The organism is Pseudarthrobacter sp. PvP004 (genome assembly GCF_017876035.1).
Lineage (GTDB): Bacteria > Actinomycetota > Actinomycetes > Actinomycetales > Micrococcaceae > Arthrobacter > Arthrobacter aurescens_A.
The window spans coordinates 1,225,697-1,240,171 of sequence record NZ_JAGINL010000001.1 but is presented as its reverse complement, the minus strand read 5'-3'; the positions used below and the strand labels follow the sequence as shown (position 1 = coordinate 1,240,171).

Genomic DNA, 14,475 nt, shown 5'->3' with positions numbered 1-14,475 from the left:
CTCCCCTTACTTGGTTTCGTTCAGGTTCGGGTTGCGGTCATATTCCGCACCGAGCAGGCCCGTGTTGCCATCCTGGCGAAGCTTGTCCATGTGGGCCTGGAACTCAGACTCGGAGACAACCTTGACGCGGAAGAGCATTTCGGAGTGGTATTCACCGCAGAGCTCTGCACACTTGCCATCGAAGGTGCCCTCCTTGGTGGGGGTGAACCTGATGTAGTTCGTCTTACCCGGGATCATGTCGCGCTTCTGGAGGAAGGCAGGAACCCAGAATGAGTGGATGACGTCGCGGGAGTTCAGCTCCAGGTCCACGGACTTGCCAACGGGCAAGTACAGGGTGGGGAGGAGTTCCTTGTCGACCTCATTGCCGGTCAGGTGGGCCTGAACGCCGGCCTCGTGGAGGTCTTCATTGATGACCTCGCCCTTTTTGTAGTTGAAGTCCCAAGCCCACTGCTTGCCGCGGACGTCAACAACGACGTCGGCGGGCTGCGAGCGGTCATCGATCGCGCGCTGGTCCTGGTCGGTGAAGTAGAAGAACACCAGCACCATGAACAGCGGGATGGTCAAGTAGAAGACCTCGAGTGGCAGGTTGTAGCTGAGCTGCTTCGGGAAACCCGTGGTGCCCTTGCGGCGGCGGTAAGCAATGATGCACCAGACCAAGAGGCCCCACGTGATAATACCGACTGCCAAGGCGGCGATCCATGAGTTGACCCAGAGGTCCATGATCCGGTCAGTGTGGTTGGTCGTGCCGCGCTCTGTTGGCAGCCAACCCTTCTCTACCTCTGGTGAACATCCGGTCAAAACCAACGCGCCGGCTAGTGCCAAGCCAGTGATCGATGTGATCTTTATGCGTCGGCTGCCGGTTCGGTTCTGCGAACTCACAGACGGCCCTTCCTCTTGTTGCTGTCTCCCGGCAGGCCGAAGGCTCACCGGGCACACTAAAAGTTTTACTACCCGATGTAGAGCTTACCGCTATCACGCGGTTTTCGCGCACATGTCAGCGCCGTGGCTCCGAACGGTTTTAAAGCCGGGCGAAGGGGCGCCGACATGCGGCGATGGCTCACATCAGTGGAATGAATCGCCGCAGGCGCAAGACCCGCCGGCGTTCGGGTTGTCGATGGTGAAGCCCTGCTTCGAAATAGTGTCCTCGAAGTCGATGCTTGCACCGCTGAGGTAAGGAACGCTCATCTTGTCCACGACGACCTCAACGCCGTCGTAGTCGCGCACGGCATCTCCGTCAAGCAGGCGCTCATCGAAGTAGAGCTGGTAGATCAGGCCCGAGCATCCTCCAGGCTGGACTGCAACGCGCAGCCGAAGGTCTGTGCGCCCTTCCTGCTCGAGGAGGCTGCGGACCTTGCCTGCGGCGACGTCGGTCAGATTGACCTCGTGCGTGGCCAGTTCGTCGTCGTTGGTGACGAGCTGTGCTCCGGTGCTGTTTTCGTTGGTTGCAGTGCTCATTGGCCTACCTTCTTATGAAGCTCCTGGCGGCGGCGCCGGAACGCTGCCTGCCCTTACCCAATTACGTACGGGTTATAGCTAATGCTACGTCGCGCAGACGCTTAGCTATAACTCCTGACGTAACCACAGACAGCATTTCGTTGTTCCCGGCGCGCCGCAGGAGTTTACTCCTGCAGACCCTCGGCGTTGAGGCGGGCCAGCATCAGAGCCTCGGCCAACACGGCATGCCGGAAGTCTCCGATGTGCAACGATTCGTTGGCACTGTGCGCGCGGGAGTCGGGGTCCTCCACGCCGGTCACCAGGATCTGGACATCCGGATACATCTCCAAAAGATCGGCGATGAACGGAATGGAGCCACCGATACCCATTTCCACGGGCTTTACACCCCACGACTCTCCCAGCGCCCACAGTGCCACGCGCGCTGCGGCAGAAGACGTGTCGGTGGAGAAGGCATTGCCCCTCTCCCCCGGCGTGAACGTCACCTTGGCACCAAATGGCGCATGGGATTCAAGGTGCTGCTTCAGGGAGTCCATTGCAGCTTCGGGGTCCTGACCGGGCGCCAACCGCATGCTGAACTTTGCGCGGGCCGCCGGGATAAGGGTGTTGGAGGCAACATCGACGGCCGGTACGTCCATGCCGATGATGGACAATGCCGGTTTGGTCCACAGGCGCGAGGCGATGGTTCCGCTGCCGGCGAGCCTCACGCCGTCGAGCACTGATGCATCGGCGCGGTAATCCGCTTCGGCGAGGTCCACAGCCACCTCGTCCCGGCCCACCAGGCCCGCCACCGCCACGTTGCCATCGTCGTCGTGAAGCGTCGCAATGAGTCGAGACAAGAGAGTAGGGGCATCGAGGACCGGACCGCCAAACATGCCCGAATGGACCGCGTGCTCCAAGACGCGTACTTCGAAAGTGCCGTCCACCAGGCCGCGAAGGCTGGTGGTCAAGGCGGGAATGCCCACCTTCCAGTTGCTGGAGTCGGCAACAACGATCACGTCTGCCCGGAGAAGCTCCTGGTGCTCCTCAAGGAACGTCCGAAACGTCGGCGATCCCGCTTCTTCCTCACCTTCGAAGAAGAAGGTCACGCCGAGACCGAAGTCCTCGCCCAGGACCTTTGTCACGGCACTGTATGCGGCAAGGTGCGCCATGATCCCTGCTTTGTCGTCTGCAGCACCGCGGCCATACAACCGGCCGTCCCGTTCCTCGGCGACAAACGGTTCCGAATTCCAGAGGCTCCGGTCCCCCGGTGGCTGGACGTCGTGGTGCGCGTAGAGCAGAATGGTCGGCTTGCCTTCGGCGGCGGGTCGGCGGGCGACGACGGCAGGACCACCGGGCGTACCGTCGGCCTTGTTACACCGAAGGATCCGGACGTCCTGCATGCCTGCTTCCTTAACCAGGGCCGCAACGGAGTCGGCGCTTCGATCCAGTTCCGTTGGGTCGAAACTCGGCCACGCAATGCCCGGAATGCCAACCAATTCTTGCAGGGACGCGAGTGTGCTTTGGAAGGAGTCGTTGACTGCCGTGGCCAGTGCCTCGACCGGAGTGGAGCCGGACTGCCGTTGCTTGTTCTGCGGGATCTCCGCATGTGCTGAAGTCATGGGCCACACTTTACCGCCGGGGATTCACCCGCCGCAGCAGGCTTAGCCCGGAGCCGGAGGGGTTCACGGGGGCTAGGGACTCCAGCAACCGGACACGTAACGTGCGCCACCTTCTTCAGGGGTATTCTGTATGGGTGTTCGGACGCAAAAAGGAAGAGCCCAGCGCTCAATCAGTAGTAGATCAGGCCTACGCCACCGCACCGGAGTCCGGTGCGGGAAAGGGCGCCCCAACGCCTAAGCGGAAGGACCAGGAAGCGGCCCGCAAGCGCCCCTTGGTTCCCAACGACCGTAAAGCCTCCAAGGCAGCGGAAAGGGTAGCCATTCAGGACCAGCGGCAGAAAATGCGGCAGGCTCTGGATACGGGTGACGAGAGGTTCCTCCCCCTTCGCGACAAAGGCCCACAGAAGCGGTACACGCGCGATTACGTCGACGCACGCTTCAGCTTGGGCGAGTACCTCATGTTCGGCGCCTTGCTGTTCGTGGTGATCTCCCTGATCATCCCTCCCACCAGCGCCGGCATCAGCTATGTCCTTATTGGATTCTGGATTATGTTCCTCGCGGTCTTCGTGGATGTCTTCATCCTGTCGCGAAAGCTCCGCAAGCGTCTTACCGAGAAGTTCGGCGAAGTGGAACGTGGCTCCATTTGGTACGGCTGCATGCGTGCCCTCCAGTTCCGCAAACTCCGTCTTCCCAAACCCCAGGTGAAGCGTGGTCAGTATCCCGCCTAGGCGGCACAAACCTTCGCAAGCAAAGAAGACCCCGGGCCAGCGGTCCGGGGTCTTCTTTGTGCGGCGACTTGCCTGAAACTTGCCTGCAAAGACAGGTATCAGTGGGCTGCCCGCCGACGAAGTTTCACGAGGCCCTTATTGATGCGCGAAGCCCAAAACGGGCCTTCGTAGAGGAAAGCTGTGTAGCCCTGCACCAGCGTTGCCCCCGCGTCCAAGCGGTCCTGAACATCCTGCGGGGTCTCCACGCCGCCTACCGCGATGAGTACGAGCTGGTCCCCCACCGCGTCCTTGAGCCGGCGCAACACTTCCAGGGAGCGCTCCTTGAGGGGTGCTCCCGACAAGCCGCCCGCTCCGAGCGACTCCACCTTTGCGGCGTCCGAGACGAGTCCATCGCGGGAAATCGTGGTGTTGGTGGCAATGATCCCATCAAGCTTCAGGTCCAGCGCAAGCCGTGCGACGTCGTCGATATCGTCATCGGACAGATCGGGCGCAATCTTGACCAGCAGGGGAACATGCCGGCCGGCGGCTTCGTCGGCAGCGTCGCCAACGGCCCGCAGGAGCGGTCGCAGCGTCTCCACGTTCTGCAGCAAGCGCAGCCCCGGAGTATTGGGAGAGCTCACGTTGACCACCAGGTAATCGGCTGCCGGTGCCAGGCTACGGGCGCTGACCAAGTAGTCCTCGGTAGCGTCGTCCAGATCAACCAGTTTGGTCTTGCCGATGTTCACCCCAATAATCGGCCGGACGTTCGGGTGCAGCCGCTGCAAAGCAGCCCGCGCTGACTTGAGTCTCGGCGCGACTGCGGCGGCGCCGTCGTTGTTGAATCCCATGCGGTTGATCACCGCTTTGTCCTCAATCAAGCGGAACAGGCGGGGCTTTTCATTGCCTGGCTGCGCCTGGCCAGTGATGGTCCCCACTTCCACATGTCCGAAGCCAAGCTCTGACAAGGCTTCGATGCCGTGGCCCTCCTTGTCGAAGCCTGCCGCCAGGCCGAACGGCGACGGGAAGGTGAGCCCCAGCGCCTCCGTGCGGAGGGAAGCATCAGGAGCCGTGATCCTGGCGAGAATCCGGCCGGCACCGGTACGGTGGGCAGTCCGGATCCCTTGGAAGCCGATCTTGTGGGCCTTCTCGGCATCCATCCAGGAGAAGGCCAACTTGAAGAATGTGGGGTAAACACGCATGCTCCTAGTTTTCCCGCTTACTGACAACTCACCAAACCCGTGACCCACCCTGCCGCTAGCATGTAGGAATGCCGCTGGAAAATCGTGACGCAGATCATGGAATCCGAAGGATCGCTGCCGACATCGTGATTATCGGCGCCGGGTTGTCCGGACTCGTCGCCGCAGCCACCGCCTACGCCGCCGGCAAGACGGTGGCTGTTTTGGACCAGGAACCTGAGGCCTCCGTCGGCGGACAGGCGCACTGGTCCTTCGGGGGCCTCTTCATGGTCAATACGCCGGAACAACGGCGCTTGGGGGTGAAGGACAGCGCCGGGCTGGCCATGTCCGACTGGCTTGCCTCAGCCTCTTTTGATCGCTCCGAGGACCGTGCTGCCCGGGAGTGGGCCGAAGCCTATGTCCACTTCGCCTCGGGCGAGAAGCGGGCCTGGTTACGGAGTCTGGGCGTCGGCATCTTTCCGCTGGTGCAATGGGCCGAACGCGGCGGTTACGGGCCGCAGGGGCACGGAAACACTGTTCCCCGCTTCCACGTCACGTGGGGAACCGGGCCTGCGATTGTTGAACCGTTCCTCGCCAAGGTGTTGGAGGGCGTCGCTGCCGGCAAGGTCAGCCTGCACTTCAGGCACCGGGCCTTGTCTCTGACGACGACGGCGGGCAGGGTCACCGGCGTTTCCGGTGAGGTACTGGAACCCTCGACGGCGGTCAGAGGCCAAGCGTCCGGGCGCGTCGCCGTCGGGAGCTTTGAAGCAACGGCGGATGCCGTGGTGGTGACGACTGGCGGCATCGGTGGCAATCACGCCACGGTGCGCCAACAATGGCCCGGGAACTCTGCTCCCGATTACATGCTCAGCGGAGTGCCGGCCTCCGTTGACGGCGAATTCCTGTCCGCCGCCATCTCCGCTGGAGGTGCCGTGGTCAACGGCGACCGAATGTGGCACTACCCCGAAGGCATCCACAACTACGATCCGGTGTGGCCCAACCATGGAATCCGTATCCTGCCCGGACCTTCCTCCTTATGGCTGGACGCCGAAGGACGTCAGTTGCCGGCTCCGCTCTTCCCCGGCTTTGACTCGCTGGGAGCGCTTAGGCACATAGTCCGGACAGGACATGGATATTCATGGTTTGTCCTCAACCGCACCATCGCGCTTAAGGAGCTGGCCCTCTCCGGGTCCGAACAGAACCCGGATCTCACGGGTAAGGATGTCCGGCTGCTCGCATCACGGTTGCGTCCTACGAGCGACACGCCCATTCAACGTTTCTTGGACAAGGGCATTGACTTTCTCCAGGCTTCGTCCCCTTCAGAGCTCGCTTCGCGCATGAACCACCTCGCAGGAAGCTCCTTGATCAACGCCGCGGAGCTCGAGTCACTGATCCACGCGCGGGACGGCCAGGTGGCCAGCGGCTTGGGCAAGGACCCACAACTGTCCGCCATCAGGGCAGCGCGTCGATTTGCGACGGACAAGCTTATGCGGGTGGCTCCGCCCCACCGCCTGATGGACCCGACGCATGGTCCCCTGATTGCCATCCGGCTGTCCGTGCTGACGCGGAAAAGCCTGGGCGGTCTCACAACGGATTTACGCTCAAGGGTGTTGGACAAGGAAGGAAGGGCCATCCCGGGCCTCTATGCGGCTGGCGAGGCGGCGGGATTCGGTGGAGGGGGTATCCACGGGTACCGGGCGCTGGAAGGAACATTCCTGGGCGGTTGCCTCTTCACCGGAAGGGCAGCGGGCCGCGACGCCGCCGCCAGTGTCTAAGCTAAAGCCATGGAGTGGACGGCTGACATCCTGGGAACCGACTTCCAGTCCTGCGGCCTTGACGCCACAGGGCAGGATGGCGTGATCCGGCATGCCACCTTGATCCGGCACAGAGTTCAGGCAGCCCATGCCAATGACAGCCAGTCACCGCCGCAGCGCTCCGGTGCCGTACTTTTCCTGCACGGCTGGAGTGACTACTTCTTCAATGTAGAGCTGGCCGGCTTCTGGGCAGACCAGGGATACGATTTTTACGCCTTGGACATGCACAATCACGGCCGGAGCCTTCAGGCCGATATGCCCGGCGGCTACGTGGCGAACCTGAATGACTATGATGCCGAAATTGAAAAGGCCATCGACATCATTCATCGGGATCGCGCTGGCTCCCCGGCGGGAAGCCTGACGCTGATGGGCCACTCAACCGGCGGGTTGGTGGCAGCACTGTGGGCCAGCCGCCACCCGGAAGCCGTCCAGTACCTGATTCTCGACAGTCCGTGGCTGGAGATGCACGGCAGTTCACTGGTGCGGCGCGCTGCGCAAGCCATGGTGTCACCCATCGCAAAGATCCGCCCGGAGACCGTCTTGAGGTTGCCGGAGCGTGGCTTTTACTTCCGGAGCATCAGCAGTACCGCCGAAGGGGAATGGGCCCTCGACGAGAACTATAGGCCTCCGCTCGCTTTCCCTGTCCGGGCGGGCTGGCTTAGCGCTGTGTTCGCAGGTCATTCTCAGGTGGCCCGCGGCTTGAAACTGGAGATGCCGGTCCTTGTATTGACATCCAGCACCAGCGCCAATGGCATGGTGTGGCAGGAATCGATGCGCCGTTCGGATGCCGTGCTGGACGTCAGCGTCATCGCCTTGCGGGCAATGGCTCTGGGCCGGACAGTCACTTTGGAACGCATCGACGGCGCCCTCCACGACGTCTTTCTTTCGGCCCCCGCCGTACGAAAGGACGCCTATGCGCGCCTTGCCCGGTGGGTCAACGGATTCATGGACAACAACAGGCCCGAGCACCAGTCGGAAGGGGATACATGACCACCACGGACGAGTCGGTTTCACTGTGGCAGCCCGACGTCCTCGGCCACGGTTACGAGTGCATGGATCTGCCGTTGAAAGCTGATGAAGAAGGGCCGGTCAAAGCGACTCTCGTCAGGCATGCACCGCCGGTGGTCCATCCGTCCCCGCATGGCGTCCTCGATTTCCTGACGTCTTTCACCAAGCGCAAACGCCGCCCCGCCCCGGCAGATCCCGGCGGAGCGCCGAGGGTGGTTCTCTACTTGCACGGTTGGGCGGATTACTTCCTGCAGACCGAGTTGGCCGAGTACCTGACGGCGTCGGGCTTTCACTTCTATGCTCTGGACCTGCGGAAATTCGGCCGCAGTCTGCTGCCGGGACAGACGCCCGGCTACACGTCCGATCTTGGTGTCTACGACGAAGACCTCGCCGCTGCCATTCGTGAGGTCGAACGGGACGTAGCCGCAAGGACCAGTAATGCCACACCGCCCACCATTCACATGCTCGCCCATTCCTTGGGCGGCCTGATCGCGGCTCTGTGGGCCGACCGCAATCCCGGCCGCGTGGGAACCTTGGTCCTGAATTCGCCGTGGTTGGAACTCCAGGGCAGCAGCCTGGTCCGCAGCATCGCCATGCACTTGGTGGAACCCTTTGCCCGGACCGATCCAAAGCGTCCCTTCAGGTTCCCGGAAATGCCCGCGTATTGGGAAAGCGTCAGCAACGAGGCCCATGGGGAATGGATTCTGGATCCGACGTGGCGTCCGCGTGCTTCGTTTCCCATCCGGGCCGGATGGACAAAGGCAGTTTTGGCTGGACATGCCGCGGTGGAACGCAAGCTCAACATCGACGCACCCGTGTTGGTTCTTCTGTCCGGGAGGACCAGGATTCAAGCCGAATGGACTGCGGACCTCATGCGTGCCGACGCCGTCATTGATGTCGAGGAAACGTCGCGGCGGGCGCTTGGCCTTGCCCGGCGGACTGCCGTGTTCCGCTATCCCGGCGCCCTGCACGACGTGTTTCTCTCACGGCGCACGGTCCGGCAACAGGCCTACCGTGACGTCGCCGTCTGGCTGGCAGCCTATCCGTACTGAGTTAACAGGTACGTGCTAATTGACTGCGGGTGCCGCGTCCACGGCCCCGCCGTAACGCCGGTCGCGTTTCGCATAAATCTCGACGGCGTCCCAAAGGGTCCGCCGGTCCACGTCCGGCCACAATGTGTCCATGAAGACGAACTCAGCGTACGCCGACTGCCACAGCAGGAAATTGGAGAGCCGCTGCTCCCCCGAACTGCGCAGAAACAGATCCACATCAGGAAGGTCTGGTTCGTCCAGGTACCTTTGAATGGTCTTCTCGGACACCGACCCTGGCTTCAACCTGCCAGCGGCGACGTCGTGCGCGATGGCCGAAACGGCGTCGGCAATTTCTGCCCGGCCACCGTAATTAACACACATGGTCAACGTGCAGGTGTCGTTGGCGCGGGTGTAGTCCTCTGCCTCCTCCAGCTCTTTGATCACCGATCCCCACAGGCGTGGCCTGCGGCCAGCCCAGCGGATACGGACACCCCACTCATCCAGCTGGTTGCGCTGGCGGCGTAGTACATCCTTGTTAAATCCCATGAGGAATCGAACTTCTTCCGGTGACCGTCGCCAGTTCTCGGTGGAGAACGCATACACGCTGACGTACTTGATTCCGAGTTCGATCGCCCCCGCCATAACGTCCAAGAGCGCAGGCTCACCAGCCTTATGCCCCTCTATGCGCGGTAGGCCGCGCTGATTGGCCCACCGCCCGTTGCCGTCCATGACTATGGCCACGTGCTGAGGGATGAGCTCACTGGGAATATTGGGCGGCACAGCCCCGGAAGGGTGTCCGTAGGGCGCAACCACGGGGGCCGTTCTTGCCGCTGTTGACTTATTCTTCTTTCCAAGTACCACTGTCAGCTTCGCTCCACGTGTTTGAGTGATTTCAGGGCCCGTTCAAGGTGCCACTGGAGGTAACTGGCTACCAGGCCGGCAGCCTCCCGCCTGTGCCGCGGATCCGAAGCGTCGGCGACGCTCCAGTTACCAGTGAGCAAGGCACCGAGCAATACCACGGTCTCCGGCGCCGGAGCCGGCGAGCCCGGGGGCCTGCAGTCGCTGCACACCATCCCGCCTATGGGGGCGGCAAATGCCGTATGAGGACCGGGACGGCCACAACGGGCACATTCGGTAAAGCTGGGCGCCCAGCCACCTGTGGCCAAGGCCCGCAAAAGATAAGAATCAAGAATGAGTTCGGGCGGATGGTCCGAACGGCTGAGGGCCGCCAAGGCACCAACCAGCAGATTGTATTGTGCGGTCCCCGACTCGGTGTCGGCATCCGTAAGTTTCTCGGCAGTCTCCGTCATGGCTGCAGCCACAGTGAACCGCCCGTAGTCGGCTGCGATGCTGCTTCCGTACGCGCCCTTCGCCACGGCCTGGGTGACAATGTCCAAGGTACGGCCGGAGACCAGTTGCAGGTCAGCCACCATAAAAGGCTCAAGACGCGCCCCGAAGCGGCTGCTGGTCCGGCGAACACCCTTGGCAACTGCACGAACCTGCCCATGGTGCTTGGTCAGCAGAGTAATGATTCGATCCGCCTCGCCCAGCTTGTGGGTACGAAGCACCACGGCATCGTCCCGATAGGACCGTGCTGCAAACGACGGATTGGCCACAACTAATCTTCGCACTAAGCCTGGGCCCGGCAGTGACCGCCGGACCGTGTGGTGACGGTATTTCCCGTCACCACACGGCACGTGCTCAGGCCTGGGCGTCCCGGACGGCCCGGTTTACTGCCGAAATCAGGGCCTTGAGGGAGGACGTGGTGGTGCTGGGGTCGATTCCGACACCCCACAAAACGCGCTCTCCGACAGCACATTCAACGTATGCCGCCGCGCTGGCACTGCCACCTTCAGACAGGGCGTGCTCGCTGTAATCGAGCACCCGCACGTCAACGCCGTCGTGGTGGAGTATGTCCAGCAGGGCTGCAATGGGACCATTGCCGTGGCCGGTGCGGCGGACTTCGACGCCGTCGATCCGCAGGTTTGCGTTCATGGTCATGGCGCCGGATTCGTCGGTCTCAGTACTCACGCTGCCCAGACCATAACGACCCCACTGGGCCTGCTCTTCGTCGGAAGGCAGATACTCATCCTGGAAGATCTGCCACAGCTGGGCGCCACTGACCTCTCCGCCCACAGCATCGGTACGGCGCTGGATGACTCCGGAGAACTCAATCTGGGCGCGACGGGGAAGGTCCAGGTTGTGCTCGTTCTTCAGCAAGTAGGCCACGCCACCCTTGCCGGACTGCGAGTTGACCCGGATGACGGCCTCATAGCTGCGACCGAGGTCCTTGGGATCGATGGGCAGGTACGGTACCTGCCATGTGAAGTCGTCAACCGACTTCCCGGCAGCAGCAGCGTCCTTCTCCAGAGCCTCGAAGCCCTTCTTGATGGCGTCCTGGTGTGAACCGGAAAAAGCGGTAAAGACGAGGTCGCCGCCGTAGGGGGAACGCTCCGGAACCGGCAACTGGTTGCAGTACTCCACAGTGCGGCGGATCTCATCGATATCAGAGAAATCGATCATCGGGTCCACACCCTGCACGAACATGTTCAGGCCGAGCGTTACCAAGTCCACATTGCCCGTGCGTTCGCCGTTGCCGAACAAGCAGCCTTCTATGCGATCGGCGCCTGCCAGGTAACCGAGCTCAGCAGCAGCTACGCCCGTGCCGCGGTCGTTATGCGGGTGGAGGGAGATGATGATGCCCTCGCGTGGGTGGAGGTTCCGGTGCATCCACTCGATGGAGTCTGCATAGACGTTGGGGGTTGCCATTTCCACTGTCGCCGGCAGGTTGATGATGACCTGTTTGTCGGCCGAAGCCTCAAAGACGTCAGCAATGGCGTTGCACACGCGGGCAGCGTACTCGAGCTCGGTTCCGGTGAATGACTCCGGCGAGTATTCATAGGTAATGTGCGTGTCCGTCAGTGTCTCTTCATACTTCTTGCACAAGCGCGCACCCTGCAGTGCGATATCCAGAATGCCGTCTTCGTCCTGATTGAAGACAACGCGACGCTGCAATACAGACGTGGAGTTATACAGGTGCACAATGGCCTGCTTGGCGCCAACCAACGACTCATAGGTCCGTTCGATCAGGTGCTCACGAGCCTGAGTCAACACCTGGATGCTGACGTCGTCCGGAATATGGCCGCCCTCGATGAGTTGGCGAACAAAGTCGAAGTCGGTTTGCGACGCTGAAGGGAACCCGACCTCGATTTCCTTGTAGCCCATCTTGACGAGCAACTGGAACATCTTCAGCTTGCGTGCCGGGCTCATGGGATCGATCAATGCCTGGTTGCCATCGCGCAGATCAACTGCGCACCAGCGCGGAGCTTTGGTGATGACTTTATCCGGCCAGGTGCGGTCCGGAACCTCGACGGTGATCTGGTCCTGGAACGGCAGGTAGCGGTGAATCGGCATACCGGAGGGCTTTTGTGCATTACGCATGACGTGTGGCCTTTTCTCTAAGAACTAAGTGAAAGCTTAGCCGGACACAACGGAACTCCGCGGCGAGGATGGCCCAGCTTCAGATAGCTTTCAGGCCTCGCCGCGGCAGCTAAGAAGAAGCATCGCCGTACGCACAAATTCACAGTAACACGGTGCGTATGATGACAGTGCAACACCTCATGAAACGTCCACTATGCAGACGCCGCGACGGTGGAAACGCCGACTGCAGTGTCCACTCAAGGAGCCACAGTGCCACAGTCGGGGATCTCTCTTTCCAATATCGATCACAGCGTCCGGCCCCAGGACGACCTTTATCAGCATGTCAACGGCGCTTGGCTCAACAGCACAACGATCCCCGACGACAGGCCGCTTGAAGGCACCTTCACGGCTTTGCGGGATGGCGCCGAGTTGGCCGTCAAGGCGATTATCGAAGAAGCAGCCGCCAAGGGTGAGTCAGCAACCGGCGTCGAACAGAAGGTTGGCGGACTGTACGCCAGTTTCATGGACGAAGATGCGGCTGAGGCAAAGGGCCTGGAACCCGTGCGAGGCCGCCTCGATCAGGTTCGGGCGGTGGGCTCGGCACAGGAACTGGCCGCCCTCATCGGCCGGTTGTTCCGGTCGGACGTCTCCGGCCTTTTCTCCATCTACCCCGCTCCGGACGCCGGCAATCCGGAACGTATCCTCCTGTATATCGGACAGGGTGGCCTAGGTTTGCCGGACGAGTCCTACTACCGCGAGGAAAAATTCGCAGCCATCGTGGCCGCCTACGGTGACTACATTGCAAAGTTGTTCAATCTCGCGGGTATCCCCGATGCGGAAGCTGCTTCACAGCGCATCGTCGCCCTTGAAACCGCCTTGGCATCCCACCACTGGGACAACGTCACTCTGCGGGATCCCCAAAAGACCTACAACCTCAAGACCGCAGAGGAAGCCGAAGCACTGTTCCCCCTGCTCAACACGTGGTTCGAGGCGGCAAGGGTAGAACAAGCCAAGCGGGATGAAATTGTGGTGAGTACTCCGGACTTCTTTGCAGGGGCTGCAGCCTTGCTGGAATCCGAGCCACTGGAAACGTGGAAGGAATGGCTGACACTCAGGGTTCTCAGCTCGGCCGCGCCATACCTGTCTTCCGTTTTTGTTTCCACGAACTTTGACTTCTACGGCACCACCCTCAGCGGTACCCCGCAGAACAAAGAGCGCTGGAAGCGCGGGGTGGCCGTCGTCGAGGCGGCCCTTGGCGAAGCAGTCGGCCAGATCTATGTTGATCGGCACTTCCCTGCCGGCCACAAAGCAAGGATGGAGACGCTGGTCTCCAACCTGATCGAAGCCTACCGGGAGAGTATTTCTTCCCTGGGATGGATGGGCGAGGACACCAAAAAAGAGGCGCTGAAGAAGCTGGACGCATTCCGTCCAAAGATAGGTTTTCCCGACAAGTGGATCGATTACTCTGCCGTCGAGATTGACCCGACAGACCTCCTCGGTAACGTGGAACGTGCCCATGACGCCGATGTGGACCGGCACTTGGATGAAATAGGGAAGCCCGTTGACCTGACAAAGTGGCTCATGACACCCCAGACTGTCAACGCCTACTACCATCCAATGCTCAATGAGATCGTCTTCCCCGCAGCTATCCTTCAGCCCCCCTTCTTCAACGCGGACGCGGATGACGCTGTCAACTATGGCGGCATCGGCGCGGTGATTGGTCACGAAATCGGCCACGGTTTCGACGACCAAGGGTCACAGTTCGACGGGAGCGGAGCGCTTCGCAATTGGTGGACGGAGGACGACCGTACAGCCTTTGAATCCCTGACGGCGAAATTGGTTGCCCAGTACGACGCTTTGTCCCCCTACGCGGCACCGGACCATAAGGTCAACGGCAAACTGACCCTGGGTGAGAACATCGGCGACCTCGGTGGCCTGACGATTGCCTACAAGGCCTATCTCCTGAGCCTGAACGGAGCCGAGCCCGAAGTCATCGACGGATTCACAGGATTCCAGCGGTTCTTCATGTCGTGGGCTGCCGGTTGGCGCCAAGTGATCCGCACCGAGGAAGCGATCCGGAGACTGGCCACCGATCCCCACTCCCCCAACGAATTCCGTACCAACGCCATAGCCCGCAACCTCGACGCCTTCCATGCAGCGTTCGCAGTGTCTAAGGCCGATGGCATGTGGATGGAGCCAGGGGAACGCGTCAGCATCTGGTAAACCCGCACAACGCAACGGCCGGCCAGTTCGATAACTGGCCGGCC

At 61.5% G+C, this 14,475-nt stretch carries 12 protein-coding genes; 5 read left to right on the top strand and 7 right to left on the bottom strand.

Going from position 1 to position 14,475, the window contains the following annotated elements; genetic code table 11:
• Positions 1-6 precede the first annotated feature (6 nt).
• The 3 genes from coxB to J3A64_RS05650 form a co-directional block, all read right to left on the bottom strand.
• Positions 7-879: a cytochrome c oxidase subunit II gene (gene coxB, locus J3A64_RS05660; RefSeq protein ID WP_026005322.1), complete on the bottom strand. Its 873-nt coding sequence runs from the start codon at positions 877-879 to the stop codon at positions 7-9.
• 183 nt (positions 880-1,062) lie between these two features.
• Positions 1,063-1,455 carry an iron-sulfur cluster assembly accessory protein gene (locus tag J3A64_RS05655; RefSeq protein ID WP_011774901.1) on the bottom strand — a complete coding sequence of 131 codons (393 nt, stop codon included), beginning with the start codon at positions 1,453-1,455 and terminating at the stop codon, positions 1,063-1,065.
• Positions 1,456-1,619: 164 nt separating this feature from the next.
• The gene (locus J3A64_RS05650) at positions 1,620-3,053 is read right to left on the bottom strand and encodes a dipeptidase (protein WP_210063784.1); all 1,434 of its coding nucleotides are present in this window, start codon (positions 3,051-3,053) and stop codon (positions 1,620-1,622) included.
• Positions 3,054-3,187: 134 nt separating this feature from the next.
• Here J3A64_RS05650 and J3A64_RS05645 point away from each other — a divergent pair, with 134 nt between their 5' ends.
• Positions 3,188-3,781 (top strand): DUF3043 domain-containing protein, encoded by a 594-nt coding sequence (locus J3A64_RS05645; RefSeq protein WP_017197596.1) that lies wholly within the window; start codon positions 3,188-3,190, stop codon positions 3,779-3,781.
• A gap of 98 nt (positions 3,782-3,879) precedes the next feature.
• On the opposite strand, the gene J3A64_RS05640 is transcribed toward J3A64_RS05645, so the two are convergent.
• Positions 3,880-4,959, bottom strand: a complete 1,080-nt coding sequence (locus J3A64_RS05640; protein ID WP_014921949.1) for a quinone-dependent dihydroorotate dehydrogenase — start codon at positions 4,957-4,959, stop codon at positions 3,880-3,882.
• Positions 4,960-5,027: 68 nt separating this feature from the next.
• On the opposite strand from J3A64_RS05640, the gene J3A64_RS05635 reads away from it, so the two are divergent.
• The 3 genes from J3A64_RS05635 to J3A64_RS05625 are packed head-to-tail and all read left to right on the top strand — an operon-like array spanning position 5,028 to position 8,809.
• The gene (locus tag J3A64_RS05635; protein WP_210063783.1) at positions 5,028-6,710 is read left to right on the top strand and encodes an FAD-binding dehydrogenase; all 1,683 of its coding nucleotides are present in this window, start codon (positions 5,028-5,030) and stop codon (positions 6,708-6,710) included.
• Between the two features lie 9 nt (positions 6,711-6,719).
• On the top strand, positions 6,720-7,739 hold the full coding sequence (locus J3A64_RS05630; protein ID WP_210063782.1) for an alpha/beta hydrolase: 1,020 nt from the start codon (positions 6,720-6,722) through the stop codon (positions 7,737-7,739).
• Complete coding sequence (locus tag J3A64_RS05625) at positions 7,736-8,809, top strand: alpha/beta hydrolase (RefSeq protein ID WP_011774907.1); 1,074 nt, start codon at positions 7,736-7,738, stop codon at positions 8,807-8,809. Before J3A64_RS05630 ends, J3A64_RS05625 begins: the two co-directional genes overlap by 4 nt.
• 15 nt (positions 8,810-8,824) lie before the next feature.
• Here J3A64_RS05625 and J3A64_RS05620 read toward each other — a convergent pair whose 3' ends face one another.
• The 3 genes from J3A64_RS05620 to leuA all read right to left on the bottom strand — a co-directional run bounded on the left by J3A64_RS05620 (position 8,825) and on the right by leuA (position 12,229).
• On the bottom strand, positions 8,825-9,649 hold the full coding sequence (locus tag J3A64_RS05620; protein WP_014921952.1) for an isoprenyl transferase: 825 nt from the start codon (positions 9,647-9,649) through the stop codon (positions 8,825-8,827).
• A gap of 2 nt (positions 9,650-9,651) precedes the next feature.
• Positions 9,652-10,404, bottom strand: a complete 753-nt coding sequence (recO, locus tag J3A64_RS05615; RefSeq protein ID WP_043470293.1) for a DNA repair protein RecO — start codon at positions 10,402-10,404, stop codon at positions 9,652-9,654.
• An 85-nt stretch (positions 10,405-10,489) separates the two neighbouring features.
• Positions 10,490-12,229 (bottom strand): 2-isopropylmalate synthase, encoded by a 1,740-nt coding sequence (gene leuA / locus J3A64_RS05610; RefSeq protein WP_011774910.1) that lies wholly within the window; start codon positions 12,227-12,229, stop codon positions 10,490-10,492.
• 249 nt (positions 12,230-12,478) lie between these two features.
• Between leuA and J3A64_RS05605 the strand changes: the two genes are divergently transcribed.
• On the top strand, positions 12,479-14,431 hold the full coding sequence (locus tag J3A64_RS05605) for a M13-type metalloendopeptidase (protein ID WP_210063781.1): 1,953 nt from the start codon (positions 12,479-12,481) through the stop codon (positions 14,429-14,431).
• Positions 14,432-14,475: the final 44 nt, after the last annotated feature.

Bases quoted from the DNA above. Each gene is read 5' to 3' on its own strand.
- J3A64_RS05655 (WP_011774901.1), bottom strand. From the start codon at position 1,455: ATGAGCACTGCAACCAACGAAAACAGCACCGGAGCACAGCTCGTCACC.
- J3A64_RS05650 (WP_210063784.1), bottom strand. From the start codon at position 3,053: ATGACTTCAGCACATGCGGAGATCCCGCAGAACAAGCAACGGCAGTCC.
- J3A64_RS05640 (WP_014921949.1), bottom strand. From the start codon at position 4,959: ATGCGTGTTTACCCCACATTCTTCAAGTTGGCCTTCTCCTGGATGGAT.
- J3A64_RS05635 (WP_210063783.1), top strand. From the start codon at position 5,028: ATGCCGCTGGAAAATCGTGACGCAGATCATGGAATCCGAAGGATCGCT.
- J3A64_RS05630 (WP_210063782.1), top strand. From the start codon at position 6,720: ATGGAGTGGACGGCTGACATCCTGGGAACCGACTTCCAGTCCTGCGGC.
- J3A64_RS05625 (WP_011774907.1), top strand. From the start codon at position 7,736: ATGACCACCACGGACGAGTCGGTTTCACTGTGGCAGCCCGACGTCCTC.
- leuA (WP_011774910.1), bottom strand. From the start codon at position 12,229: ATGCGTAATGCACAAAAGCCCTCCGGTATGCCGATTCACCGCTACCTG.